The sequence below is a fragment of the Dorea sp. AF24-7LB genome, assembly GCF_003478575.1.
GTDB classification, from domain to species: Bacteria; Bacillota; Clostridia; order Lachnospirales; family Lachnospiraceae; genus Dorea_D; species Dorea_D hominis.
In genome coordinates, this window is the sequence record NZ_QUFR01000001.1 from 66672 (window position 1) to 93517 (window position 26846).

A 26846-nucleotide genomic window follows, 5' to 3' on the forward strand; every position below is an offset into this window, starting at 1 on the left:
TATGGAACGTATCGTATGTTTGGTGATCGGCTATATATTTGGACTGTTCCAGACCGGTTATCTCTATGGAAAGGCACATCATGTAGATATCCGCAAACAGGGAAGCGGCAACGCAGGAACAACGAATGCACTCCGCACAATGGGTTGGAAAGCAGGAGCGGTGACATTTTTAGGTGACTGCTTCAAATGTGTATTCGCAGTAGTGGTCGTGCATCTTCTGTTTGCGAAAAATTATGGAGACATTCTTCCGCTTCTTTCTATGTATGCAGGAATGGGTGCGGTGCTTGGACACAACTATCCGTTTTACATGCATTTTAAAGGAGGCAAGGGAATTGCGGCTACGGCAGGTCTTCTTGTCAGTACAACAAATGTATGGATGGTACTGATCTGTCTTGTGTCTTTCGTTTTGATCGTAGGAGTGACCAGATATGTATCACTCGGATCACTGGCAGTTGTTATCATTTATCTGATAGAAATTATTGTATATGGAAAGATGGGCGGATTTGGAATGCAGGGTGCGCATTTAATGGAAATGTATATTATCGCTGCACTTCTGATGCTGTCTGCATTTTACAAGCACAAAGAAAATATCAAACGTCTGTTAGCCGGTACAGAGAACAAACTCAGTGTCGGTAAAAATAAATAAAATGTTAGGAGGAGGTATTATGGTAAAAGTAGGTATTATGGGAGCCGGAAGCTGGGGAACTGCACTGGCACTTTTGCTTCATTCCAACGGGCATGAAGTGACAGTATGGTCGATCAGTGAAGAGGAAGTGCAGATGCTTTCGGAAAAGAGAGAACATGAATCAAAACTTCCGGGTGTTAAGATTCCGGAGGATATGCTCTTTACTTCCGACATGGAGTCTGCGATCAAAGGAAAAGATTTTCTTGTTCTTGCGGTTCCGTCTAAATTTACAAGAAGCACGGCACGGAGTATGAAACCGTATGTTGCAGATGGACAGATTATTGTCGATGTTGCAAAGGGTATTGAGGAAGATACGCTGATGACGCTGTCACAGCAGATCGAGGAAGAAATCCCGCAGGCGGATGTGGCAGTTTTATCCGGACCGAGTCATGCAGAAGAAGTTGGACGCGGACTTCCGACAGCAGTCGTAATCGGGGCAAAGACAGAAGAGACAGCCGTTTATCTGCAGGATAAGTTTATGAATAAAGTATTCCGTGTGTATATCAGTCCGGATATGCTGGGTATGGAGCTGGGAGGTTCTCTGAAAAATGTAATCGCTCTGGCTGCAGGTATTGCAGATGGACTTGGCTATGGCGATAATACAAAAGCTGCGCTTATTACAAGAGGAATTGCTGAGATTGCCCGGCTTGGTGTAAAAATGGGCGGAAGTATCGAGAGTTTTACAGGCCTTACCGGAATCGGTGATCTGATCGTAACCTGTGCCAGTGTACACAGCCGTAACCGTAAGGCGGGCTATCTGATGGGCCAGGGAATGTCCATGCAGGAAGCGATGGATGAAGTGAAGATGGTAGTTGAAGGTGTATACTCAGCGAAAGCTGCTGCAAAGCTTGGAAAGAAATACGATGTGGCACTTCCAATCGTTAATAAAGTGAATGAAGTGCTGTTTGAAGGAAAAGATCCGAGAGAAGCAGTAGATGAACTGATGTTGCGTGATAGCAAAACAGAACATATGACATTAAAATGGTAAAAATATAAATATGACATTTGTTGCGAAGAGCCACTTGATTGTGTGTGTCAAGTGGCTCTTCGCAACAATATATGTAAATACTCTGTAGAAAACAGAGAAAAATACCGATATAATAGAGTTAAGTTAATAGCAGTGGTTGAAAACGGCTGGCTGAAGTATCATAGGGGAACTTATGGACGAGAGTAGAGGAAAAAGTATCAATGTAAACCTGAAACTGGAACTGCAGTACGGAGAAAGAAATTGCTTCCTGGAAGGAAACTTTCAAATAAGAACGGACAAAGAAAATGGCTTTATTATCCGGGAAGATTACAGACAGAGTATCAGAAAAGAATTACAAGGATTAGGATTCCCATCCAGTGCCTGTGGCACGATTTATCTGGAAGAGGGGATCTTTTATTTTATCCAGAAACAAAAACGACAGATCAGCATTACAAAAGAACTGTATCCGGCTGTGGCGGAAAAATACAGCACGAATGCAGCAAATGTAGAGAGGAATATAAGGACAACAATTGAAAAAGTCTGGACGAGAGGAAATTTACAGAGACTGGATGACTTTGGCAGTGGGATGATCGAGTATAAGACAGGACGGCCGACAAACGGAACCGTCATTCATACACTGGCAAGAAAAGTGCAGGAGTCATCCGTGCAAGGTCGATAAAGGTCGATAAACAGGTGGAAAAAACGAATACTTTCAGGAAATGAATGTGCTATGTTTAAAACAAAAACAGATGGGGGAGTAAATTTATGGCTTTAGCACATCAATTTATAGTAAGGGGAATGAAAGAAGAATTATTGATTCCGTCGGAACAAGAGTATATTTTTGTATCGGATCACCTGATGCGGTATATTCAGGATAGTATGAGATGGATTCATACAAGCTGGAATGACCAGATCGAGCTGGAAGGATTCCCGGACGAGGGATTCGCTGTAATCACGGAAATGGAAGTAGAGCGGATACTGGAGATCATACGACCGTGGAAGGCATTGTTTCTTGCGTCGCCGGAAAATTTCTGCCTGACGATACAGGAAGATTCGGATATCTGTTACCGGGAAGTACCGGTGACAAGACGGGAAGTTATAGAAGAGATGGAAGGATGGATCGGGATCTGCGATCTTGCATTAAAACAACACAGCCAGCTTGTTTATCAGGGACTGTGAAAACAAAAAAACAAAGAGAAACGTGTTCTAAACGGATGTGTTGGCGGCATAAACTGTTATCAGCATAACAAGGGGGTATTCATATGGACACGTTTCAGATGTACGAGGATATAAAAGCAAGAACGAACGGAGAAATCTATATAGGTGTGGTCGGACCTGTGCGGACCGGAAAATCTACATTTATCAAGAGATTTATGGATGTGCTGGTGCTGCCTTATATGGAGGATGAGCATGCAAAGGCACGGACAAGAGATGAATTGCCACAGTCCGGTTCCGGAAAAACAATTATGACAACCGAACCGAAATTCGTTCCAAAGGAAGCGGCAGTCATTCATTTGCAGGAAGACCTGAACCTGAAACTCCGGCTGATCGACTGTGTAGGCTATATGGTAAACGGGGCAACGGGGCATCTGGAAGAAAATGCACAACGGATGGTGAAGACTCCCTGGTTTGAAGAAGAGATCCCGTTTACACATGCAGCGGAAGTGGGCACAAGAAAAGTGATCCATGAGCATGCGACGATCGGGATTGTAGTAACAACAGATGGAACAATCACAGAAATAGATAGAGAGGCATATCTGGAAGCAGAACGAAAGACGATCATGGAATTACAGAACATTGGCAAGCCGTTTGTTGTATTGGTAAATTCAAAGAAACCATATGCAAAAGAGGCGCAGGAAACAGCCGAGTGGCTGGAAGAAACTTATGGTGTCCGTGCGCTGACTGTGAACTGTGAAAAGTTAAAACCGGAGGATATTACAAAAATCATGGAGACAGTTCTCTATGAATTTCCAGTTTCAGAAATCGAATTTTTTGTCCCAAAATGGGTGGAGATGTTGCCGGCGGATCATGAGATCCGGAAAGAAGTAATCAGCTATGTCCGAAAAATTCTTGATATGTACGGTCGGATACAGGACGTGGCAGGAAAAGTGCCGGAATGGGACAGCAGTTACATAGATCGTGTACATATACGGAATATTGAGACAGACACAGGCCGCATACAAATACAGATCGACATTGGCGAGAGTTATTATTATGAGTGGATGACGTCTCTTACAGGAACACCGATCCGTGGTCAGTATGAACTGATCGATGCAATGCGAAAGCTTACGAAGCTGAAAGAAGAATATGAAGGAATCCGGGATGCGCTTGCGTCTGTACGGATGCGTGGGTATGGCATGGTGAGTCCAAGGAAAGAAGAAATCGAACTGGATGAGCCGGAACTGATCCGGCAGGGAAATAAATTCGGTGTAAAGATCCACACGCAGGCGCCATCGATCCATCTGATCCGAGCCAATGTGGAGACGGAGATCGCGCCGATCGTTGGAAATGAGCAGCAGGCACAGGATCTTCTGAAATATCTGAAAGAGCAGTCTGAAGAAAAAGAAGGCATCTGGGAGACAAATATTTTCGGAAAATCAGTAGAAGAGCTCGTAATGGACGGCATGCGCGGGAAAATGGCGGCGATCAACGAAAAGAGTCAGGAAAAACTACAGGATACAATGAAGAAGATCGTAAATGACAGCAATGGCGGAATGGTCTGTATTATAATTTAAGGATTGCATTCTTGTATCAAAAGCGTTAAAATTCTACTATATGGACAACAGAAAGAGGTTTTATGGAGGTACGATATGAAAGTAGCAATTTTAACTGCAAATACGCAGGTATATAAAGAACAGGAAGAAGATAAAGGCGGAAAGGTTATCCGCAAGATTGTGGAAGAAGCAGGGCAGCATGTGATCTTTGCAAAAGCACTTCCTGTAGATAAGAAGGTATTATCTACAGTTATGCAGAGAATGGCAGATGGTAATATGGCAGACATTATCTTGACAACAGGCGGAGCCGGATGCGCAGCGGGAGATGTTACACCGGAAGCAACAACAGAGATTCTTGACAGACCAGTACCGGGGATTCCGGAAGCAATCCGTATGCACTTGATGCATCTGACAAAACGTTCTATGTTAAATCGTGGTGTTGCCGGATTCAGAGGTAATACACTGATCGTGAACCTTCCGGGAAAAGCAGGTGCAGCCAAAGAGTCTCTGGAATATATTCTTCCAGAAATCGTTCATGCAGCAGAATTAGGTCAGAAAGAGAATTAGGAATCATATGCAGGTAAAGATATATACAGACGGTGCGGCGAGGGGAAACCCGGACGGACCGGGAGGGTATGGAGCAGTGCTTGAGTATGTAGATCCGAAAGGAACACTGCATACGAAAGAACTGTCACAGGGATATAAAAAGACAACGAATAACCGGATGGAATTAATGGCAGTGATCGTGGCACTGGAAGCGTTAAACAGACCGTGCGAGGTGGAATTATATTCGGATTCCAAGTATGTTGTAGATGCTTTTAACCAGCATTGGATCGACAGCTGGCTGAAGAAGGGATGGAAGCGCGGCAAGAATGAGCCGGTGAAGAATGCAGATCTCTGGAAACGTCTGTTGAAAGCAAAAGAATCTCACCAGGTTACATTTATCTGGGTGAAGGGACATGACGGACACCCGCAGAATGAACGGTGCGACACACTTGCCACAACTGCGGCAGATGGAAATGACCTGATTGATGATACGATCCAGTAGATATAGAAGTGTAAGTAAAACAAAGAAAAATTGATATTGCAGTTCTGAAAGATATGTGTTATATTTATTAAATTGCAAGTAAGACAGGTAATCGCGGCTGTCAGGACCGAAAGGGGACAGGCGAGGAAAGTCCGGGCTTCACAGGGCAGGATGCCGGATAACGTCCGGTGGAGGTGACTCCAAGGCAAGTGCAACAGAAATATACCGCCTGTGCATGCAGGTAAGGGTGGAATGGCAGTTTAAGAGACTACCGCTTCTCTGGTAACAGCGAAGGCAGATGTAAACCCCATCCGAAGCAAGACCGGATAAAGACGATGTGGCGGCCCGTCACGTCTTAGGTAGGTCGCTTGAACCTGCCGGTAACGGCAGGTCTAGAAAGATGATTACCCAACGACATAACCCGGCTTATCGTTTTGCTTGCATATATTTATGAAACGATTTGAAAAATGTATTATAGATGATGCTATCCGTTCCAAGCTGATTTGGATTTTAGTTTGTCATCATAATAAAAAGCAGCTCGATATGAGCTGCTTTTTATGTTATGGCGACGAGGAAAACGCGTCATGCTTGATGATAGCATTGACAACCGCTAATCAGCGAACAAAACTCGCAAAGCGTGTTTTGTCGCTGTGCCAGAATGATTCAAATAAGCTATTAATGTCAGCTTTACTTGTGTTAAATTAGCCGCGTCCGTGATATTTCTCTTCGCAGTAGAGACAGCGGTATACTTCCTTTTCGGGATCAGTCAGTACGAAGACATGATCCAGTTCCTGCTCGATAGAAGTAATGCAGCGCGGATTTTTGCAGCGGATCACATTTGTGATCTTCTTCGGAAGATGAAGTGCTTTCTTGTCTACGATTTGTGAGTCTTTAATAATATTTACTGTAATATTATGATCGATGAATCCGAGAATATCCAGATCCATAAAGTCGATCGGACACTCGATCTTCATAATATCTTTCTTGCCCATCTTACTGCTTTTCGCATTTTTGATAATAGCGACACAACAGTCCAGTTTGTCCAGGTGCAGATATTTATAAATATCCATGCTTCGTCCTGCCTGAATATGATCCAGAACAAAACCTTCTTCGATTTTTCCAACACTTAATGTATTATTTAACATGATTATGTATGCTCCTTTCTTATACTTCAATCTCTAACAATGTAAGGATCAGAGCCATACGGATATAAACACCGTACTGTGCCTGTTTGAAATAAGCAGCTCTCGGATCATCATCTACTTCTACGGAGATTTCATTTACTCTTGGAAGCGGATGAAGGACATACATATCTTCCGGGGCAAGCTTCATCTTAGCGGCATCCAGAATATAAAAGTCTTTCATGCGTACATAATCTTCTTCGTTGAAGAAACGTTCTTTCTGTACACGTGTCATGTAGAGAAGATCCAGTTTTGGAAGTGCATCTTCCAGACGTTCTACTTCCTCGTAAGGGATATTCTTCTTATCCAATACATCGGAACGGATGTAGCCTGGAAGTTTTAATTCTTCCGGGGAAATAAGTACAAAACGGATACCTGGATATCTTACTAATGCATGGATCAAAGAGTGTACAGTACGTCCGAATTTCAGATCGCCGCAGAGACCGATCGTCATATTATCCAGATGTCCTTTTAAAGAACGGATTGTAAGAAGATCAGCTAAAGTCTGGGTCGGATGCTGGTGTCCGCCGTCCCCGGCATTGATAACCGGGATACCGGAATGTTTGCATGCAACAGTTGCGGCACCTTCTTTTGGATGGCGCATTGCACAGATATCTGCATAGCAAGATATCATGCGGAGTGTATCGGAAACGCTTTCGCCTTTTGCGGCAGAGCTTGAATTAGCAGAAGAAAAACCTAGAACATTACCGCCAAGATTATACATCGCTGCTTCATGACTTAAACGGGTACGTGTACTAGGTTCATAAAATAAAGTTGCCAGTGTCTTGCCTGCACAGGCATGTGCGTATTTCTCCGGGGTGGCTTCAATATCGTTCGCCAAATCCATCAGTTTATCAAGTTCTTCCACAGAAAAATCCAGTGGACTAATCAAATGTCTCATAAAAAACCTCCTGTTATTTTCAAATCTATTGAAAATCTTTCATATATCATATAATAAATAAAAAGGTTTTTCAATGTCTGCAGAGAATTTTTTCAAAGAACAATCCGGTGAAAAACCATAACGGTGCATAGTCCAGCCGGATTAGTCCGCGGATCTGGAAGCGTGCATGGCTGTAATTCCACGGACATGCATGGAAGTGCCTGAGGAGGCTTCCGGTCGTATATTCTGTAAAGAAAATACAGACGGTGTAAAAGCACCCACGTACAAAGGCAGGAAAATGCTGGATCCGTCGGCAGATAGGAGAGAACAGGCATGCCAGTCCGTAGATGGGGAACATCCAGATGGAAGTGTGTCCGGTTAATGTGTGGTTGTCTTTTTTCAGGGAACGAAGACCGGTATAGAGAATTTCGATACACCAGCCGAACATTCCGCATTGGAGAAATTTTCGCTTCATGGAAGATAGTATAAGAAGGAAATGTAGATTTTATACGTAAAATGTATTATAATAATTGACGGTTTATGCAAAAAAGTGAGGAGAACAGACGATGGCATCATTAGAAGAATTGAGATTGCAGTTAGATGAGATAGATGATCAGATGGTCCGCCTGTACGAAGAACGTATGAAAGTATGTGCACAGGTCGGCGAGTATAAGATCAAGAATGGGAAGAAGGTTCTGGACCGTCAGAGAGAGAAGAATAAATTACAGGCAGTGTCAGAGAAAGCTTCTTCTGAATTTAATAAAAAAGGTGTACGTGAATTGTATGAGCAGTTAATGTCCATGAGCCGTAAATTACAGTACCAGCAGCTTGTAAAGGCAGGAGCACTTGGGAGACTTCCGTTTATTGAGATGGAATCCCTGGATGCGAAAAATGCAAGAATCGTATTTCCGGGAACAGAAGGTGCATACAGTCAGGCAGCTACAAAAGATTATTTTGGTGAAAATTGCAATAGTTTTTATGTGCGGACATTCCGTGAAGCAATGGAAGCGATCGAAGATGGGGCAGCAGATTATGCCGTGCTGCCAATTGAGAATTCAACAGCCGGCTCCGTAGATGAGATGTACGATCTGCTTGTTGAGTTTGAAAATTATATCGTAGGTGAGACAATTATTCCGATCATTCATACACTGTCCGGAGTTCCGGGAGCAAAACTTACAGATATTGAACGTGTGTATTCCAAAGGCGTTGCGTTGATGCAGGCATCACATTTTCTGGATGATCACAGCGACTGGCAGCAGATCAGTGTGGCGAATACAGCGATTGCGGCGCGTAAGATACGGGATGACAAAGATCAGGCACAGGCAGCTGTATGCAGTGCTTATGCGGCAGAGGTACACGGATTAGAAATATTAGAAGAGAATATCAATGATGATCAGACAAATTGTACACGCTTTATTGTGGTTACAAACCAGAAAGTATTTTTAAAGCACGCACAGAAGATCAGCATCTGCCTGGAACTGCCACATGAGAGCGGTTCGCTGTACAGACTGCTGTCGCATTTCATTTACAATGATCTGAATATGACACGGATTGAATCCCGCCCGATTGAGGGAAAAAACTGGGAGTATCGTTTCTTTATTGATTTTGAAGGAAATATGGCAGATCCGGCTGTGAAAAATGCAATCCGCGGACTGAGAGAGGAAAGCCGCAATATGAGGATCCTTGGAAATTATTAGTTTCAGTATATATAATTTCTGCGATGTACAGGATTGTAAGAGCGAATAAAAGTGTAAGTGACAGGAGATAAGCAAGGAGCAAGAAGATGAGAACAAAAGAATTAATGCTTTACAAACATATGGAAGACGGTCAGATTCTGACGGATATGACGTTCCTGATGGAAAACTATGATAACGATTATTATAATACAGAAGATATGAAAGGTCTGCTGTTTGAGCAGATGAATGACATTTTAGAACTGTCAGCGAGTCATGGATTTGAAGGAAATCTGTGGCATACATATCTTACATACCTTCTGGCAAGCCATGAAAATGCATACAGTACTTCCTGTGAGATTACAGGAGCAATCGATGGAAGTCTGAACCAGGTTGCGCTGCATGATTTTGAGATATTCAAAGAATTATTTGATTATGATTTTAGAAAGATGGAAGAGGCATTTGGCGTGGATTGCATATCCATGATCAAAGAATATGCAGGAGACAGCAGTCACGGTAATGTATTTAACAAGCGTATCCGTGACCGTATCTGTGATCTGGCAAAGAGCCTCGCAGAAGCAGAAGACGCACAGGACTTCAAAGAGAAAATAACAGGATTTTATAAGGAATTCGGCGTTGGAAAACTGGGACTTCACAAAGCATTCCGGATTGAGCATACAGATGAGAGCGCACAGATCGTGCCGATCACCAAGATTGCACATGTACACCTGGATGATCTGGTTGGATATGAGATTGCAAAGAAGAAGCTGATTGATAATACGAAGGCATTCGTAGAAGGAAAACGTGCAAATAACTGTTTGTTATTCGGAGATGCAGGAACCGGTAAATCCACATCCATCAAGGCAATCCTGAATCAGTATTATGATCAGGGATTGCGTATGATTGAAGTGTACAAGCATCAGTTCCAGGATCTGAATGACGTGATCGCACAGATCAAAAACCGGAATTATAAATTTATCATTTACATGGATGATCTTTCTTTTGAAGAATTTGAAATTGAGTACAAATATCTGAAAGCGGTCATTGAAGGCGGTCTGGAGAAGAAACCGGATAATATTCTGATCTATGCAACATCGAACCGCAGACATCTGATCCGTGAAACATTCAAGGACAAAGAAGACAGAGACGAAGAGCTTCATACAAATGATACCGTGCAGGAAAAATTATCGCTGGTTGCCCGTTTTGGCGTTACGATTTACTTTGGAAAACCGGCGAAGAAGGAATTTCAGGAGATCGTACTTGCTCTTGCAGAAAAGAATGGCATAGATATGCCGGAAGATGAACTGCTTCTGGAAGCAAATAAGTGGGAATTAAGCCACGGCGGCTTATCCGGACGGACAGCACAGCAGTTTATTGACTATCTCCTGGGGACAAGATAACATGCAAAAAGATCTGACACATGGAAATGTACAAAGAACGATGCTTGTATTTGCAGGACCGATGATTGTCGGAAATCTTCTGCAACAATGTTACAACATTGCGGATACATGGGTAGTCGGACAATTTCTGGGAGCGGGAGCGCTGGCGGCAGTCGGGGCGGCATATACGCTTATGACATTTCTGACATCTGTCTTGATCGGACTGTGTATGGGGAGCGGCAGTGTTTTTTCCTTTTACTATGGAAAAGGAGATAAAAGAAAGATGCAGGAATCGATTCTTGCGTCTTTTCTCTTTATCGGAATCATTTCTGTGATTGTAAATATTGCTGTATTTGCAGGAATGGACCTGATTCTTAAGCTGATGCGGATACCGGAAGATATCTATACATATATGAAAAAATATGTATGGGTGATCTTCTGGGGAATCTTCTTTGTATTTTTGTATAATTTTTTTGCGTATTTACTGAGAGCAGTTGGAAATTCGGTAACGCCGCTTCTCTTTCTGGCAATCGCATCTATGCTGAATATTATTCTTGATCTTTTGCTTGTTGTGAAATGGAAAATGGGAGTTGGAGGAGCTGCGTGGGCGACCGTGATTGCGCAGATCATATCGGGAGTCGGAATCGGCTACTATCTTTGGAAGAAGGAGCCGGAGCTACGCTTTATAGGAAATGGCATTTCATTGAAGGAGGCATGTTCAAAAGAAGTACTGCCGGAAGTGGTACGGTTTTCGCTAGCCGCAAGTGTGCAGCAGTCGGTGATGAATTTCGGTATCCTGATGATCCAGGGACTGATCAACAGTTTTGGAACTGCGGTAATGGCAGCTTATGCAGCTGCAGTGAAGATTGATTCCTTTGCCTACATGCCGGCACAGGAGTTCAGCAATTCGTTCTCTATCTTTACATCGCAGAATTATGGCGCAAAAGATGAAAAACGAGTGAAAGAAGGCGTGCGGGCAGCAGTGAAAACATCTCTTATCTTCTGTGGAATTGTATCTGTGCTGATCTTTTTGTTTGCAAGACCGCTGATGCTGATCTTTGTGAAAGCAACCGAAGTGAAAGTATTGCAGATTGGTGTACAGTATTTGCGGATTGAAGGCGCATTTTACTGTGGAATCGGACTTCTGTTTCTGCTGTATGCTTATTACCGTGGAACTGGGAAACCGGAAATGTCGGTTGTGCTGACTGTGATTTCTCTTGGAACACGGGTGTTGCTTGCGTATACATTGGCACCATTACTGGGAGTGCGGATGATCTGGTGGGCAATTATAATCGGATGGTTTCTTGCTGATATAACGGGAGTTTTATATATGAAGAAAAAGAAGATATGAGTTTTTCACACAGGACGGGATAATATAGAAAACATTATGGGAGATATGACAGAAAAAGTCGTGCGGGAATTAATCCTGCACGGCTTTTATATTGCTGATATCAGAGTCGATCATGAGAGAGTAGTTGGTGTAATAAACTACAAATCCCGGTCTGGCTCCATTTGGTTTTTTTACATGTTTTTTCTCTACATAATCAATCTCAACTTTATCGCTGCCACGGCTCTTGGAATAGTATGCGGCAAGTCTTCCGGCTTCTTCAAAAGTACGATCCGGAAGTTCATCCCCATTCGTTTTGACGATGACATGGGAACCCGGAGCACCTTTTGCGTGGAACCACCAGTCACCGCCATTTGCGAAAGAGAAGGTCAGTTCATCGTTCTGCAGATTGTTTTTGCCGACGTAGATGTGATAACCATCGGAAGAGATATAGTGCATTGGCTTGTTTTTTAATTTCACTTTCTTTTTCGTATATTTTCGGCGGACATAACCGCTTTCGATCAGTTCTTCCTTAATTTGTGCCAGATCTGCTTCGCTTCGGGCAATATCCAGAGCGTTGCTAATCGATTCCAGATAGTGGATATCGTCACCAGTTTCTGTGAGAAGTTTTGATAGTGCTTCAAAAGTACGTTTCTGCTTATTATAACGTGCAAAATACTTCTGGGAATTCTCCTGTGGTGTTTTGACCGGATCAAGCGGAATAGTGATCTCTTTGCCGGTGTAATAGTTAAGTGCTGTCAGTTCTTTTGCACCCGGTGCAAGATTGTATCCATAGGTATTGATCAGTTCTCCGTAAACTTTGTATTTTTCTCGGTTTTCAGTATCTTTTAACTGCTTTTTCTGCAGGTCGTATTTCTTACGTGCACGTTCTAATGCAGTCTGGACAACGTGACGCAGGTCTGCACTTTTCTGTCGGATTCTTGTCAGCGTGTTCTTCGTTGCATAGTAAGTATGGAGTACTTCGCTGATTGAATCGTATTCCTGCTTTGTAAAAGTATCAAAATGTGATAACAGAAGTGCAGAAAATTCTTTTGGCGTCTCACCATCTGTGTAGATGACCGGGTGAAAATTCCCTGCTTTTACATCTTCTATATAATAGGAAAACTGACGATACAGATGGAACAGAAGATCGTCTTCGTATTCTTTTGGCGTTATACCGGAATCCATGCCGGCAAGAAAGCAGATGTCTTCTGCGATTACCGGGCTGATACCTGTGAAACTTGTATAGATCGCTTTGCCCAGCGGGCATGGTTTTTCTTTTAATGTGAAAATAAAAGTATCAGCATCTACCGTCAGAGGGTTTTTTTTACCCATTGTATCCGGAATAAAATACGGTCTGCCCGGCAATACTTCACGTACAGAACTCATCTGTGCGGAGATGTGCTTGATACTGTCGATGATCCGTCCGTCTGCATCGCAGAAAATAATATTGCTATGTTTGCCCATAATCTCAACAACCAGTGTCTTCTGGCAGAGATCACCTAAATCGTCCAGATGCTCGATCTGGATCTGTATAATCCGTTCCAGTCCCGGCTGTGTGATCCTGGTAATGCGTCCGTTTCCGATATGTTTGCGCAGAAGCATGCAGAAATTCGGCGCATTCATCGGACTTGGCTTATTCACATTTGTCAGATAAATAAGCGGTAAAGATGCACTGGCTGAGATATATAGGCGCTTTTGCCCTTGTGGTGTCTTTATTGTAAAGAGAAGCTCATCGGTTTCCGGCTGTGCGATCTTGGCAATCCGCCCGCCGGAGAGCTGCTCGGTAAGTTCTTTTGTAACTGCTGCAACAGTTGTTCCGTCAAATGCCATAAAAATAGCTCCTTTCTGTCTGATTTCAGGCTCATTTGTATAGTATATCATAGTTGACTCTGTTTTCCAAATGGCTTATAATGGACGATGGAAAACGGTCTGTAATATGTAGAGCGTTAATAAAAAAGGAACGAGGTTTCTATTATGATAAAGAGTATGACGGGATTCGGACGTTGTGAAGTGACCGACGGAGAACGTAAATTTACAGTTGAGATGAAAAGCGTGAACCATCGATATCTGGATGCCAATATCCGTATGCCGAAGAAATTAAATTTTTTCGAGACATCTATCCGTAATCATTTAAAAAAAAGTGTGCACAGAGGAAAAGTCGATATATTTATCAATTATGAGGATTCTTCAGAGGGACAGGTTGTATTGAAATATAATGAGGCACTGGCAACTGAGTATCTGTCTTATTTTAAACAGATGGAAGAGAAATTCTCACTGGAGAATGACATCCGTGTATCTGCGCTTTCACGTTATCCGGAAGTCATTACGATGGAAGAGCAGGCTGTTGACGAAGAGGAACTGTGGAAGGGACTTAAGAAGGCACTGGACGGTGCTGTGAAGCAGTTTGTTGAGACGAGAACGCTGGAGGGAGAGAATCTTAAGAAAGATCTGATCGAAAAACTGGATCATCTGCTGACACTGGTTGAACAGATTGAAGAGCGTTCCCCGAAGATTATTGCGGAGTATCGTGAGAAGTTGGAAAATAAAGTAAAAGAACTTCTCGAAGATACACAGATTGAGGAGAGCAGGATTGCAGCAGAAGTTGTGATCTTCGCAGATAAGATTTGTACCGATGAAGAAGTGGTACGCTTGAGAAGTCATGTTGTACACATGAAAGAGACTCTGGAATCAGAAGACAGTGGAATCGGACGTAAGCTGGATTTCATTGCGCAGGAGATGAACAGGGAAGCGAATACAATCCTGTCAAAGGCGAATGATCTGGAGATTTCCAATATCGGAATCGAACTGAAGACAGAGATTGAAAAAGTCAGAGAACAGATTCAGAATATCGAATAAGAAGTGTGAGGAAGAGCAAATGAAAGAGAGAGGAATACTCATTGTTGTTTCCGGATTTTCCGGCTCCGGTAAAGGAACTTTAATGAAAGAACTGCTGAAGCAGTATGATAATTATGCTTTATCTGTATCAGCAACGACGAGAACTCCGAGACCTGGAGAGGTAGACGGACGGGAATATTTCTTCCATGAGATCGAAGAATTTGAAAAAATGATTGCGAAAGATGAACTGATAGAGTATGCTAAATACGTGGAGAATTACTATGGTACACCGCGTGCATACGTGGAAGAACAGTTAGAAGCAGGGAAAGATGTGATTCTTGAGATAGAAATCCAGGGTGCATTAAAAGTGAAAGAAAAGTTCCCGGAGACATTATTACTGTTCGTAACTCCGCCGAGTGCAGCAGAGCTTCGCAGACGTCTGGAAGGACGTGGCACAGAGACACAGGATGTGATCGAGAGTCGTTTAAGCAGAGCCGCACAGGAAGCGGAAGGCATGGATGCATACGATTATCTGATCATCAATGACGATCTTCAGGAATGCGTGCAGCAGATGCATGAGATCATTCAGGGAGAGCATAGAAGAAGTTTCAGAAATCACACATTTATTGAACATATGAAAGAAGAGTTGAAAGGAGAATAGTGTATGTTACACCCATCTTACACAGATTTAATGAAAGTGGTAAACAAAGACGTCGAGGAAGGCGAGACAAAGGTTGTCAACAGCCGATACTCTATCGTTATGGCAACAGCAAAAAGAGCCAGAGAGATCATCGATGGTTCTATGCCGTTAGTAGATACAAAGCCGGGAGAGAAGCCACTTTCTATCGCAATTGACGAGCTGAATCAGGCGAAGATTACAATTGCAGCAGAAGACGAGGAAGAATAGAGTCTGACAGGTAATGTATGTAAGGCAGATGCCAGATGGTATCTGCCTTTCTTCTGATAGAAGGATAAATTCTGATAAAAGAGTAAGAGGAGACGTAAGAATGAATATATTATTTATCTCACTGGGCTGTGATAAGAATCTGGTAGATTCTGAGGTTATGCTGGGCCTCCTGGATGCAAAAGGATATCAGATTGTAGATGATGAGACACAGGCAGATATCATTGTGATCAACACATGCTGTTTTGTGCACGATGCAAAGGAAGAGAGTATACAGACGATTCTGGAGATGGCAGAATATAAGAAGGAAGGGCGACTGAAAGCACTGATCGTAACCGGATGCCTGGCACAGAGATATCGTCAGGAGATCATTGATGAGATTCCGGAAGTTGATGCGGTTCTTGGAACAACAGCCTATGATAAGATTGTAGAAGCAGTGGAAGAAGCACTGGCGGGTGCCGGACATGTGGAACTTGAAAATGTGAATGCACTTCCGCTTGTCGATACAAAGCGTCTGGTGACAACCGGTGGACATTATGCTTATATGAAGATTGCAGAAGGCTGTGATAAGCACTGTACTTACTGTATCATTCCGAAGCTTCGTGGAAATTACCGCAGTGTTCCGATGGAGCGGCTGATACAGGAAGCAAAAGATCTGGCTGAACAGGGCGTAAAAGAACTGATTCTTGTGGCACAGGAGACAACGTTATATGGAAAAGACATTTACGGAGAAAAATCTCTGCATAAGCTTTTACGTGAATTGTGCAAGGTAGATGGAATTCGCTGGATCCGTATTCTGTACTGTTATCCCGAAGAGATTGATGATAATCTCATCCAGGTTATGAAAGAAGAAAAGAAGCTCTGTCATTATCTGGACCTGCCGATTCAGCATGCTAACGATGAAATCTTAAAGCGCATGGGAAGAAGAACTTCCAAAGTACAGTTAGAAGAAATCATTGGAAAATTAAAACGGGAAATTCCGGACATCACACTTCGCACAACACTGATCACTGGTTTCCCGGGAGAAACAGAAGAGCAGCACGAAGAGCTGAAAGCGTTTGTAGACGAGATGGAATTTGACCGGCTCGGCGTATTCACATATTCGCCGGAGGAAGACACACCGGCGGCAGAGATGCCGGATCAGATACCGGAAGAAGTCAAAGAAGACAGACAGGCTGAGATTATGGAGTTGCAGCAGGAGATTGCATTTGCACAGGCAGAAGATATGATCGGTGAAGAAGTGCTTGTCATGATCGAGGGAAAAGTTGCAGATGAGAATGCATATGTCGGACGTACTTACAAAGATGCGCCGGGCGTTGACGGATTGATTTTTATTAATACAGATGAAGAACTGATGTCGGGAGATTTCGCAAGAGTGAAAGTGACCGGTGCAGTAGAATATGATTTGATAGGAGAGTTGTTGTAATGAATTTACCAAATAAGCTGACAGTATTACGAATTATCATGGTACCTTTCTTTGTTTTTTTTATGTTGACGAACGCAGGCGGTGCAGCCAATAAATGGATCGCGCTTGTTATTTTCTGCGTGGCAAGTCTTACAGATATGCTGGACGGTAAGATTGCTAGAGCAAGAGGTCTGGTTACAAACTTTGGAAAATTCATGGATCCTCTTGCAGATAAGTTGCTTGTATGTTCTGCAATGATCTGTCTCATTCCGCTTGGCAAGCTGACGGCATGGTTTGTAATCGTTATTATCGCAAGAGAATTTATTATCAGCGGATTCCGTCTGGTAGCTTCTGACAATGGCATTGTCATTGCGGCAAGTTACTGGGGAAAGTTTAAGACCGTTTCACAGATGTTTATGGTGATCGTGATGATCATGGATCTGGGTGGGGTATTTGATGTGATCGGAACAGTCCTGATGTGGGCAGCACTGATTCTGACCATTGTTTCTTTAATTGATTATATTGCGAAAAATGTTGAGGTTCTTACGCAGGGAGGAATGTAAAGTGACAGTTGAATTTATCTCTGTCGGAACAGAGATTCTGCTTGGAAATATCGTAAATACAAATGCAGCATATCTGTCTGAAAAGTGTGCAGGTCTGGGCCTTTCCTGCTATCACCAGAGTGTTGTCGGGGACAATGAGAAGAGACTGGAAGATGCGCTTCGTCTGGCACTGTCAAGAAGTGATATTGTGATTCTTGGCGGTGGACTTGGTCCTACAAAGGATGACCTGACAAAAGAAGTGACAGCAAAAGTATTTGGAAAAGAACTGTACGAAGATACACGTACAAGAGCCCGAATCGAAGATTATTTTGCACGGGTGCACAACCGCAATATTACAGCAAATAACTGGAAACAGGCAATGGTTCCGGAAGGCGCGGTTGTTGTTGATAATGACAATGGAACGGCTCCCGGACTGATACTGGAAGAAAACGACAAGACAGCGATTTTGCTTCCAGGTCCTCCTAATGAACTGAAACCAATGTTTGAGTCAAAGATTGCTCCATATCTGAATGGCTTACAACCGGAAGGTATTTATTCTAAAATGGTGAAGATCTGCTCTATGGGAGAAAGCAGAGTGGAGACGGTTATTACGGATCTTCTGGAGACACAGACCAATCCGACACTTGCGCCTTATGCAAAGACAGGAGAAGTACATCTCCGTGTGACTGCCAGAGCAAAGAGTGAAGAAGAGGCAGATGCTTTAATGAAGCCGATGATGGATGAGCTGTTCTACAGATTCGGAGATAAAATCTACACAACCGAAGAAGATGTGACGCTGGAAGATGCAGTTGTGGAACTCCTGAAAGGGAAGAAGATGACAGTGACAACCGCAGAGTCCTGTACGGCTGGTCTGCTCGCAGGACGGATCATGAATGTTGCAGGTGCATCGGAAGTGTATGAAGAAGGCTATATTACTTATGCCAATCGTGCAAAGAGCAAACTGCTTGGTGTAAAAGAAGAGACACTGGAAGCATACGGCGCAGTAAGCGAACAGACTGCCAGAGAGATGGCAGAAGGTGCAGCAAAAGCAGCCGGAGCAGATGCCGCACTGGCGGTGACCGGTATTGCAGGGCCGGGGGGCGGAACCAAAGAGAAACCGGTCGGACTGGTTTATATTGGATGCTATGTAAAGGGACATACAGAAGTAAAAGAATTTCATTTTACCGGAAATCGTGCGAAAAACAGAGATTATGCCGTTGTGCGTGCTCTGACATTCCTGCGAGAGGAACTGGTAAAAGAAAGGAGTTAAATCCGAAATGAATATCAGAAAAATACAGATACAGGAACTTTTGCCGGCACTGCATCTGGCGGCAGAAGTATTTGCAGAAGATGTTGCACCGGCATATACTGATGAAGGCGTCGGGCGTTTCCATGAATTTATCAGCTATGACTCTTTCCGCGAGATGTTTGAACGGCAGGAAGTGACTATATTTGGTGCGTTTGAAGGTGTGCAGATTTGTGGAATGATCGCAGTTACAAACAACGGGCACATCAGTCTGTTCTTTGTACGAAAGGCATTTCAAAGACACGGTATCGGACGTATGCTTTATCTGGCAGCTGTTGCATTTGCGGCAAGAGAAGTGCATGCTTCTAAGATTACAGTAAATGCTGCGCCACAGACTGTAGAGGCATACGAGCATCTTGGAATGCACAAGGTGACAGAAGAACAGGAAAAGGACGGAATCCGTTTTGTACCGATGGAAGCGGAGCTGGTGCAGAGTGCATACGGGCAGTATAGTTATCATTACGGCACCGGAAATCCGGGACAGAATACTTATGGTTACGGTGCAGGCAGTTCTTCAAGCAGCTCTTATAGTTATGGCCCGGGACCGGAAGAAAACGGGCAGGGACCAGCAGGAACATACAGTCATCAGGTACAGATGCCACAGCGGAGATCTGCAGTACCGGTCATCGTTGGAGTTGTTGCGGCTATCATACTTTTGATCGTAGCGGTCGGCGGCGCATTTTTATTTGGAAGTTTTATCTATTATAAAGCAAAAGATGACGTAGGAATCACAGAAGATCAGCCGTATGAGGATGACGGTGACAGCTGGGATGATTCGGATGATATATACGATAATGATGAGAATAATGGAAACAGTGGTTCAGACAGCCAGAACAAGACAGACGAAAGCAGTGTGTCAGGCGTTGATAAGATAGAAGCCTATAAGGCAGATAATCTTTCTTACAAGGTGAAAAATGAGACATACAGCTTCCGTGATTCGGAAAAGACTTCTACAATCATTGATTTTAATGTTGCTTATCCACAGATCAGTGGTCTGAAAGGAAAGAATGCAGATAAAATTAATAAAACAATAAAAAACTGTGCAATGTCTACCGTGGATGAGATTTATACACATCCGGATGAGAAGATCAAGCAGAAAGTAATCGAAGCAAACACACCGGCACTGATCAGTTATGTAAAATGCAAAGTGACCTATGCAACGAATGAGTATATCAGTGTTGTATTTGAAGATACAAGTGCCAGAGGTGAATACAGCGAGTATCAGACAGATCTTCGTACTGTAAATATTCGTCTTCGTGACGGGAAAATTTACGAAGTCAGAGATATTGTAAAGCTGGATGACACATTTGTAGAAAACTGGGCAAAGATCATGCAGAAAGAGACCGGTGACAGCAGTTTTCTTACCGACCTTACTACGGCTGAGATGAAAAAGGCACTGGAAGGCAATGACAAAACAGGAGCTTATGTTCCAAATTTTTTTGTGAGCAAAGACGGAATCGAGATCGGATTCAATATGGGAAGCGCTTCATCCGGTAAGCAGAGTACAAAATATGCATGGGTGACAGCACCGTATACATTCGACGAAATTAAGAGTTCCGTTGCAGATACAGCGTTCTGGAAGGAACTTGACAGGTAAAATGCAGAGAAAAGGCGCAGAAAGCGCCGGAATTTGATAAAAAGTGACAATTGACGAGTAAAAGAATTTATGAGAAAATAAAATCAAGTACGGCGTTAAACATATAACAATGCCTACAAGAGAAAACACACACATAGTTGAAAGGAGTTTTATAATGATTTATTCACATGAAGTAGAGATGATGTGTCCGGTAGCTCAGGGTGCAAATCACGGACCAGCTCCGATTCCGGAAGAGGCAAAATGGGTAAAGGCAAAAGAAGTTAAAGATATTTCAGGTCTGACACACGGTATTGGATGGTGTGCTCCACAGCAGGGAACCTGCAAACTGACACTGAATGTTAAAGAAGGAATTATCCAGGAAGCCCTTGTTGAGACAGTTGGATGTTCAGGTATGACACATTCTGCTGCTATGGCATCTGAGATCCTTCCGGGAAAGACTATTTTGGAAGCATTGAATACAGACCTTGTCTGTGATGCGATTAATACAGCAATGAGAGAGTTATTCCTTCAGATCGTATACGGAAGAACACAGAGTGCATTCTCTGAAGACGGACTTCCGATCGGTGCAGGACTGGAAGACCTTGGTAAGGGACTTCGTTCTCAGGTTGGAACTATGTATGGTACATTAGCAAAAGGTCCTCGTTATCTTGAGATGGCTGAAGGATATGTTACAGGTATCGCTTTAGATGACCACGATGAAATCATCGGATATCAGTTTGTAAACCTTGGTAAAATGACAGACTTCATCAAAGCAGGTGACACACCGAATGATGCATGGGAGAAAGCAAAAGGACAGTACGGACGTGTTGAAGATGCAGTTAAGATCATCGACCCACGTAAAGAATAATCGCGATAGCGTACAGGTATTACATATCAGGTAAAATTTCAGGAGGACAATTAAATGGCTTTATTTGAATCATATGAGAGAAGAATTGATAAAATCAATGAAGTATTAAACAGCTATGGCATTGCTTCTATCGAAGAAGCAGAGAAAATCACAAAGGATGCCGGACTTGATGTATACAATCAGGTAAAAGGTATTCAGCCAATCTGTTTTGAGAATGCATGCTGGGCATACACAGTAGGTGCAGCAATCGCAATCAAAAAAGGATGTAAGACAGCAGCAGACGCAGCGGCAGCAATCGGAGAAGGCCTTCAGGCATTCTGTATTCCGGGATCTGTAGCTGATCAGCGTAAAGTAGGTCTTGGACACGGTAACTTAGGAAAGATGCTTCTGGAAGAAGATACAGATTGTTTCGCATTCCTGGCAGGTCACGAATCATTCGCAGCTGCTGAAGGAGCAATCGGTATCGCTGAGAAAGCAAACAAAGTTCGTAAGAAACCTCTTCGTGTTATCCTGAACGGACTTGGAAAAGATGCTGCAAAGATCATTTCCAGAATTAATGGATTCACATATGTACAGACAGAGTATGATTACTATACAGGAGAACTGAAAGAAGTACAGAGAATCGCTTACTCTGAAGGACTTCGTTCTAAAGTTAACTGCTATGGTGCCAACGATGTTCGTGAGGGTGTTGCAATCATGCACAAAGAAGGAGTAGATGTATCTATCACAGGTAACTCTACAAACCCGACACGTTTCCAGCACCCGGTTGCAGGTACATACAAAAAAGAATGTATCGAGCAGGGTAAGAAATACTTCTCAGTTGCTTCCGGTGGTGGTACAGGACGTACACTTCACCCGGACAACATGGCAGCAGGACCGGCTTCTTACGGTATGACAGATACACTTGGACGTATGCACTCTGATGCACAGTTCGCTGGATCTTCATCTGTACCGGCTCACGTTGAGATGATGGGACTGATCGGTGCAGGTAACAACCCGATGGTTGGTATGACTGTAGCTGTAGCCGTTTCCATCGAGGAAGCTGCAAAGGCGGGTAAATTCTAAGAAACGCCTGTTTTACAAGGGTTTTAGATTTAATAGAATGGAATAAAAAGTAAGAAAAAGCGGTTGATTAGACACTTATTAGACACTTATTAGACACTGTCTATTAGTCACTCGAGTCAGCCGCTTTATTCTAATTTCTTAAGGTCATTTCTTAGCCATTCAAGATCTCGAACTGTATAAACAGATTCGGTGATGTCCTTGATGCTGTGTCCGACCATTTCTTTTATAGCATATTCATATATTTTTTCCTGGTTTTTTATATTATATTTCATAAAGTTTTAAAGCAGCTAATTCATGCGGCTGATGATTCATATAACATAGAATATCTTCTTTTTGTTTTTACGCAGTATGTGTTATACTTTACAAAAATGGAAAGGATTGAAATTATGCGTCACGAAATTGTATCGCGTAACCCGGATGTGGAAGTACGGTTTTATTTATCGGTAGATGAAGGAAGTTATGTCGCACCGCACTGGCATGACAGTCTGGAGCTGGTGTATATGCTGGAAGGAAGTATTACCGTGACGACCGAGAACCAGAAAAATGTGCTGCAGGCAGGAGAATTTAATATTATTAATTCCAGGGTGATGCATTCCGTATTGAGTGGGAAGAACAGGGCTCTTGTATTACAGATCCCGAAAGAGATGCTTACTAAGTACATTCCGGATATTGAATTGTATCAGTTTGAAGTGGATATGCATCCGGAAAATGAGATTGATAAGACAAGACTTCAGAAGATGAAGAAAATCTTTGAAGATATGCATATTGTCTACGATATCCGTCCGGAGGCTTATCTGCTGCGTTTTAACAGTTTGCTGTATGAACTTCTGTACACGCTGGCTCATTCTTACTCTAAAAAAATTGTAAGAAAAGAAGCAGACCGTAATCAGAAAAATCTGGAACGTGTAAATGAGATCATGGTCTACTTAAAAGAGCATCACAGAGAAAAATGTCTTGTCCCGGAGATTGCCGCACATTTTGGATACAGTGAAGATTATCTGGCAAGATTTTTCAAGAAGCAGATTGGTATGACACTGATGGAATATCTGTATGCGATCCGGATTGTCAAGGTGCATGAAGAATTACTTGCAACAGATGCTTCTATCGGAGAGATTTTCGAAGCACACGGATGTACCAATTACCGTGTTGCCATGCGTACATTCAAAGAAAATTATGGATGTACTCCCAAAGAGGCAAGAAAGAAATCGAGAGAGAAAGAAAAATAAAAAGTCGGAATCGTCCTATTTTTAGGTCGCTTTTGTTTGTTCTAAAGATGAAAAATGCCTGTTATGATAAATGCAGATAGAAAGAAAAGCATACATAAGAAGGAGAGAAAAAATGGAACAAAAAACGACGAAAATCAGTTTCTGGGAAAGATTTTCCTATGGATGCGGAGACCTGGGATGTAACATCATTTATTCCGCAATGTCAGCATTTCTGCTGTTTTACTACACAGATTATGTGCATATCAGTGCCGGTATCGTAGGAACGATCATGCTCGTTTCACGTATTTTTGACGGTGTTACGGATCTGATTATGGGAGTGATCGTAGACCGTACCAAATCCAAAATGGGTAAATGCAGACCGTGGATTTTACGGATGGCAATTCCGTTTGCAATTGCCGGAATCCTCTTATTCAGTGTACCGTCAGGACTGGGGCAGACAGCGAAGATCGCATACATTTTCATTACATATAACTTAGTATCGTCTGTGATCTATACAGCGATCAATGTACCATATGCAACCCTGAATGCTCTGATCACACAGGATCAGTACGAGAGATCTGTTTTAAGTATTTTCCGTATGATCCTTGCAACAACCGGAACGCTGATCATCACAAACCTGACACTTCCGCTTGTACAGGCATTTGGAAATAACGCATCTGCATGGACGAAAGCATTTGCAGTGTTCGGAGTACTTGCAGTTATCATATTTTTAATTACATTTACAGGAACGAAAGAGAGAGTAAAACCTTCTGAACATACAAAGCAGGAGAAGATCCCGTTCTTCAAAGGAATTCGCTTACTATTCCAGAATAAATACTGGATCATGATCACACTGACACTGGTATTTATTTTCATCATTTATTCTCTGAACGGCGGAGCTGCTGTTTATTATGCAAAAGTTGTACTGAAAAATCCAAATCTGGTCGGACCGATGAATCTTGTAGCAAGTATCGTACAGATCGTGGCAATGTTCTTTACCGCATTTATCATTAAGAAGATCGGTAAGAGAAATATGCTGATTCTCGGAGCAATCATCTATGGACTCGGATTTGCAATGTTTGTATTTGTCGGAACAAGTTATATCGGAATCATGATCGCATCTGGATTAAAAGGTGTCGGTAATGCCGGAATTTCTTCCTGCATGTTTGCGATTGTATCGGATACGATCGAATATGGAGAGTGGAAGACCGGATATCGTACAGAAGGACTGATCAACAGTGCTTCAAGCTTTGGATTCAAAGTCGGAAATGGTCTTGGATCCGCTATGCTCGGATGGATTTTGGCACTTGGAGGATATGCAGAAAAAGCGGTAGCACAGAGTGCATCTGCACTGACAGCGATCAATGCGTTATTTATCTACATTCCGGTGTTAGCAGCAGTATTGATCGTAGCGATCATGTGCTTCTACAAACTGGATAAAGAATACGATGGAATCGTAACAGACTTAAAAGAAGGAAGAGGTGTCGCGGACAATGATTAAGAATCCGATTTTCAAAGGTTTTAATCCGGATCCTTGTATTTGCAGAAAAGGAGACGATTATTATATTGCGGTATCCACGTTTGAGTGGATGCCGGGAATCCCGATTTATCATTCAAAGGATATGAAAAACTGGGAGCTGTATACACATGTGCTGACAGATGAACAGGTAGATCTGAAAAAACTTCCATCAGCAAAAGGAATCTGGGCGCCGTGCCTTACTTACTGTGAAGAGGAAGATCTGTTCTATGTCGTATATGGTGTGATGAATTCCATGAATGCAAGATATTTTGATGTAGACAATTATCTTGTAACAGCAAAAGACATTCGTGGACCGTGGAGTGAGCCGGTTTATTTACATTCCGCAGGATTTGATGCTTCTATTCTTCACGACGATGACGGAAGAAAATGGATTGTTTCTCTGGAGTGGGAAACAAGAGAAGGATATGAAAAACCGGGCGTGATCTGTCTGGTTGAGTATTCCCCGAAAGAAAAGGCAGTAGTCGGATATCCGAAACGAATCTGGCGCGGCGGTACAGACCGAGGATGTATTGAAGCACCGCATCTTACAAAGAGAAATGGTTATTACTATATTATGTGTGCGGAAGGCGGAACCGGATACAATCACTGCGTGACGATGGGAAGATCCAAAAATGTATGGGGACCATATGAAGGGGATCCGAAGAATCCGATCGTAACAAGTGTTCCGGGCGAGTCGAATGAAAGACATGATCCGGATCATCTGAAACCGAAATATTTCAATCCGGACAGCGTTCTGCAGAAATCCGGTCACGGAAGTTATGTAGAAACTTCTCTTGGCGAGGTTTATCTGGTACATCTCTGTTCCAGACCGTTTGCACCGGAGCTTCGCTGCACGCTTGGAAGAGAGACGGCAATACAGAAAATGGAGTGGACCGAAGACGGATGGCTTCGCATGGCAGATGGAGATAATCTAGCGAAAGAATATGTAGAAGAAAGCAAACTGCCGGAATATCCGGTTCCACAGATTCCGGATTTTGATGATTTTGACGGTGAGGAGCTTGGAAACTGGTATTATGCACCACGTATTATGCCACAGAGTTTTGCTGATGTAAAAGCCCGTCCGGGTTATGTGAGAATCCGCGGACAGGAGTCCAGAACATCGCTGAATAAGGTCAGTATCCTTGCAAGAAAACTGACCAGTGTCTATGCAACGGTTACAACAAAGATGGAATACAAGCCGGAAGTATACCAGCACAGTGCCGGACTGATCATTTATTACGATAATATGAATTATATTAATCTGCGTAAATATTACAGTCAGACACTGGGTGGAAGTGCACTGTCGATCATCCAGCTTGAAAATGGAGAAAAGACAGAATATCTGGATACGAGAATTGCAGTGGAGGATGTTCCGATTTATCTGAGACTTCGGATTGAGGGAAGAGAGCTTTGGTTCGAGTGGAGTTATGACGGTGAGAATTATACAAGAATCGGAAGGACATTTGACACAACGAAGTTCTCTGATGAGTATTGTAAATATGGTGAGTTCACAGGAACATTTGTAGGTCTTACATGTGCAGACCGTGTATTGCATAAGCATTATGCCGATTTTGATTTCTTCTCTTATGAGGCAGATGAAGAAAAAGGAGTGCCGGCACCGGAAGAAAAATAATTGAAAATAATTTCAGGAGAGAAAGCCTGCAAAATACAACTTGTGTTTTGTGGGCTTTTCTGGTAAAGTAAACACAAGTTATATCTTATAGTTCTAAAGAGATTCTATTTGTATTAGAAAATACGAATATTCAAATGCTCCGGTTTGGAGCA

The 26846-nt window shown here is 42.8% G+C and carries 26 protein-coding genes and 1 other RNA gene; 23 read left to right on the top strand and 4 right to left on the bottom strand.

The features are described 5' to 3' along the window. The first annotated feature begins 1 nt into the window (after position 1). From plsY to rnpB, 8 genes are all read left to right on the top strand, one after another. Positions 2-646: a glycerol-3-phosphate 1-O-acyltransferase PlsY gene (gene plsY, locus DWY31_RS00300; RefSeq protein ID WP_021860676.1), complete on the top strand. Its 645-nt coding sequence runs from the start codon at positions 2-4 to the stop codon at positions 644-646. A gap of 19 nt (positions 647-665) precedes the next feature. Beyond that, the gene (locus tag DWY31_RS00305) at positions 666-1673 is read left to right on the top strand and encodes an NAD(P)H-dependent glycerol-3-phosphate dehydrogenase (protein ID WP_118519241.1); all 1008 of its coding nucleotides are present in this window, start codon (positions 666-668) and stop codon (positions 1671-1673) included. A gap of 172 nt (positions 1674-1845) precedes the next feature. Beyond that, complete coding sequence (locus tag DWY31_RS00310) at positions 1846-2331, top strand: sporulation initiation factor Spo0A C-terminal domain-containing protein (protein WP_021860674.1); 486 nt, start codon at positions 1846-1848, stop codon at positions 2329-2331. Between the two features lie 86 nt (positions 2332-2417). Beyond that, complete coding sequence (locus DWY31_RS00315) at positions 2418-2831, top strand: hypothetical protein (protein WP_021860673.1); 414 nt, start codon at positions 2418-2420, stop codon at positions 2829-2831. An 83-nt stretch (positions 2832-2914) separates the two neighbouring features. Then, a complete protein-coding gene (spoIVA, locus tag DWY31_RS00320; protein ID WP_021860672.1) occupies positions 2915-4387 on the top strand; it encodes a stage IV sporulation protein A in 1473 nt (490 codons plus the stop codon). 75 nt (positions 4388-4462) lie between these two features. After that, positions 4463-4933 carry a MogA/MoaB family molybdenum cofactor biosynthesis protein gene (locus DWY31_RS00325; RefSeq protein WP_021860671.1) on the top strand — a complete coding sequence of 157 codons (471 nt, stop codon included), beginning with the start codon at positions 4463-4465 and terminating at the stop codon, positions 4931-4933. Positions 4934-4940: 7 nt separating this feature from the next. Beyond that, a complete protein-coding gene (gene rnhA, locus DWY31_RS00330; protein WP_118519242.1) occupies positions 4941-5414 on the top strand; it encodes a ribonuclease HI in 474 nt (157 codons plus the stop codon). A 75-nt stretch (positions 5415-5489) separates the two neighbouring features. Beyond that, positions 5490-5838: RNase P RNA component class A (gene rnpB / locus DWY31_RS00335), an RNA gene on the top strand. 256 nt (positions 5839-6094) lie between these two features. On the opposite strand, the gene DWY31_RS00340 is transcribed toward rnpB, so the two are convergent. From DWY31_RS00340 to DWY31_RS14410, 3 genes are all read right to left on the bottom strand, one after another. Beyond that, positions 6095-6538 carry an aspartate carbamoyltransferase regulatory subunit gene (locus DWY31_RS00340; protein ID WP_118288555.1) on the bottom strand — a complete coding sequence of 148 codons (444 nt, stop codon included), beginning with the start codon at positions 6536-6538 and terminating at the stop codon, positions 6095-6097. A gap of 19 nt (positions 6539-6557) precedes the next feature. Continuing rightward, positions 6558-7475, bottom strand: a complete 918-nt coding sequence (pyrB, locus tag DWY31_RS00345) for an aspartate carbamoyltransferase (protein ID WP_021860668.1) — start codon at positions 7473-7475, stop codon at positions 6558-6560. Positions 7476-7545: 70 nt separating this feature from the next. Beyond that, on the bottom strand, positions 7546-7929 hold the full coding sequence (locus DWY31_RS14410; RefSeq protein ID WP_118519243.1) for a putative ABC transporter permease: 384 nt from the start codon (positions 7927-7929) through the stop codon (positions 7546-7548). Positions 7930-8020: 91 nt separating this feature from the next. Between DWY31_RS14410 and pheA the strand changes: the two genes are divergently transcribed. The 3 genes from pheA (at position 8021) to DWY31_RS00365 (ending at position 11857) form a co-directional block, all read left to right on the top strand. Next, positions 8021-9151 (top strand): prephenate dehydratase, encoded by a 1131-nt coding sequence (gene pheA / locus DWY31_RS00355; RefSeq protein ID WP_021860667.1) that lies wholly within the window; start codon positions 8021-8023, stop codon positions 9149-9151. An 86-nt stretch (positions 9152-9237) separates the two neighbouring features. After that, positions 9238-10527, top strand: coding sequence for an ATP-binding protein (locus tag DWY31_RS00360; protein ID WP_117537314.1), 1290 nt, complete (start codon positions 9238-9240; stop codon positions 10525-10527). A 1-nt stretch (position 10528) separates the two neighbouring features. Further along, positions 10529-11857, top strand: coding sequence for an MATE family efflux transporter (locus DWY31_RS00365; RefSeq protein WP_021860665.1), 1329 nt, complete (start codon positions 10529-10531; stop codon positions 11855-11857). Between the two features lie 69 nt (positions 11858-11926). Here the strand turns inward: DWY31_RS00365 and DWY31_RS00370 are convergent, their stop codons facing one another. Further along, positions 11927-13666 (bottom strand): Rqc2 family fibronectin-binding protein, encoded by a 1740-nt coding sequence (locus DWY31_RS00370; protein WP_118519424.1) that lies wholly within the window; start codon positions 13664-13666, stop codon positions 11927-11929. Positions 13667-13810: 144 nt separating this feature from the next. On the opposite strand from DWY31_RS00370, the gene DWY31_RS00375 reads away from it, so the two are divergent. The 12 genes from DWY31_RS00375 (at position 13811) to DWY31_RS00435 (ending at position 26694) form a co-directional block, all read left to right on the top strand. Continuing rightward, positions 13811-14692, top strand: coding sequence for a YicC/YloC family endoribonuclease (locus DWY31_RS00375; RefSeq protein ID WP_118519244.1), 882 nt, complete (start codon positions 13811-13813; stop codon positions 14690-14692). A 19-nt stretch (positions 14693-14711) separates the two neighbouring features. Further along, positions 14712-15332, top strand: a complete 621-nt coding sequence (gene gmk, locus DWY31_RS00380) for a guanylate kinase (protein ID WP_021860662.1) — start codon at positions 14712-14714, stop codon at positions 15330-15332. A gap of 3 nt (positions 15333-15335) precedes the next feature. Beyond that, a complete protein-coding gene (gene rpoZ, locus DWY31_RS00385) occupies positions 15336-15578 on the top strand; it encodes a DNA-directed RNA polymerase subunit omega (RefSeq protein WP_021860661.1) in 243 nt (80 codons plus the stop codon). A 100-nt stretch (positions 15579-15678) separates the two neighbouring features. Further along, a complete protein-coding gene (gene rimO / locus DWY31_RS00390; protein ID WP_118519245.1) occupies positions 15679-17001 on the top strand; it encodes a 30S ribosomal protein S12 methylthiotransferase RimO in 1323 nt (440 codons plus the stop codon). Then, a complete protein-coding gene (pgsA, locus tag DWY31_RS00395; RefSeq protein ID WP_118519246.1) occupies positions 17001-17543 on the top strand; it encodes a CDP-diacylglycerol--glycerol-3-phosphate 3-phosphatidyltransferase in 543 nt (180 codons plus the stop codon). The genes rimO and pgsA overlap by 1 nt, the downstream gene beginning before the upstream one ends. A gap of 1 nt (position 17544) precedes the next feature. Continuing rightward, a complete protein-coding gene (locus DWY31_RS00400) occupies positions 17545-18792 on the top strand; it encodes a competence/damage-inducible protein A (RefSeq protein WP_118519247.1) in 1248 nt (415 codons plus the stop codon). A gap of 7 nt (positions 18793-18799) precedes the next feature. After that, a complete protein-coding gene (locus DWY31_RS00405) occupies positions 18800-20425 on the top strand; it encodes a GNAT family N-acetyltransferase (protein ID WP_118519248.1) in 1626 nt (541 codons plus the stop codon). A 154-nt stretch (positions 20426-20579) separates the two neighbouring features. Beyond that, the gene (locus tag DWY31_RS00410) at positions 20580-21272 is read left to right on the top strand and encodes an iron-sulfur cluster assembly scaffold protein (protein WP_021860656.1); all 693 of its coding nucleotides are present in this window, start codon (positions 20580-20582) and stop codon (positions 21270-21272) included. A gap of 54 nt (positions 21273-21326) precedes the next feature. Continuing rightward, positions 21327-22337, top strand: a complete 1011-nt coding sequence (locus DWY31_RS00415; RefSeq protein ID WP_117537308.1) for a GGGtGRT protein — start codon at positions 21327-21329, stop codon at positions 22335-22337. A gap of 386 nt (positions 22338-22723) precedes the next feature. Next, on the top strand, positions 22724-23563 hold the full coding sequence (locus DWY31_RS00425) for an AraC family transcriptional regulator (RefSeq protein ID WP_118519249.1): 840 nt from the start codon (positions 22724-22726) through the stop codon (positions 23561-23563). A gap of 112 nt (positions 23564-23675) precedes the next feature. Further along, on the top strand, positions 23676-25043 hold the full coding sequence (locus tag DWY31_RS00430; RefSeq protein ID WP_118519250.1) for an MFS transporter: 1368 nt from the start codon (positions 23676-23678) through the stop codon (positions 25041-25043). After that, positions 25036-26694, top strand: a complete 1659-nt coding sequence (locus tag DWY31_RS00435; RefSeq protein WP_021860652.1) for a glycoside hydrolase family 43 protein — start codon at positions 25036-25038, stop codon at positions 26692-26694. Before DWY31_RS00430 ends, DWY31_RS00435 begins: the two co-directional genes overlap by 8 nt. Positions 26695-26846 lie beyond the last annotated feature (152 nt).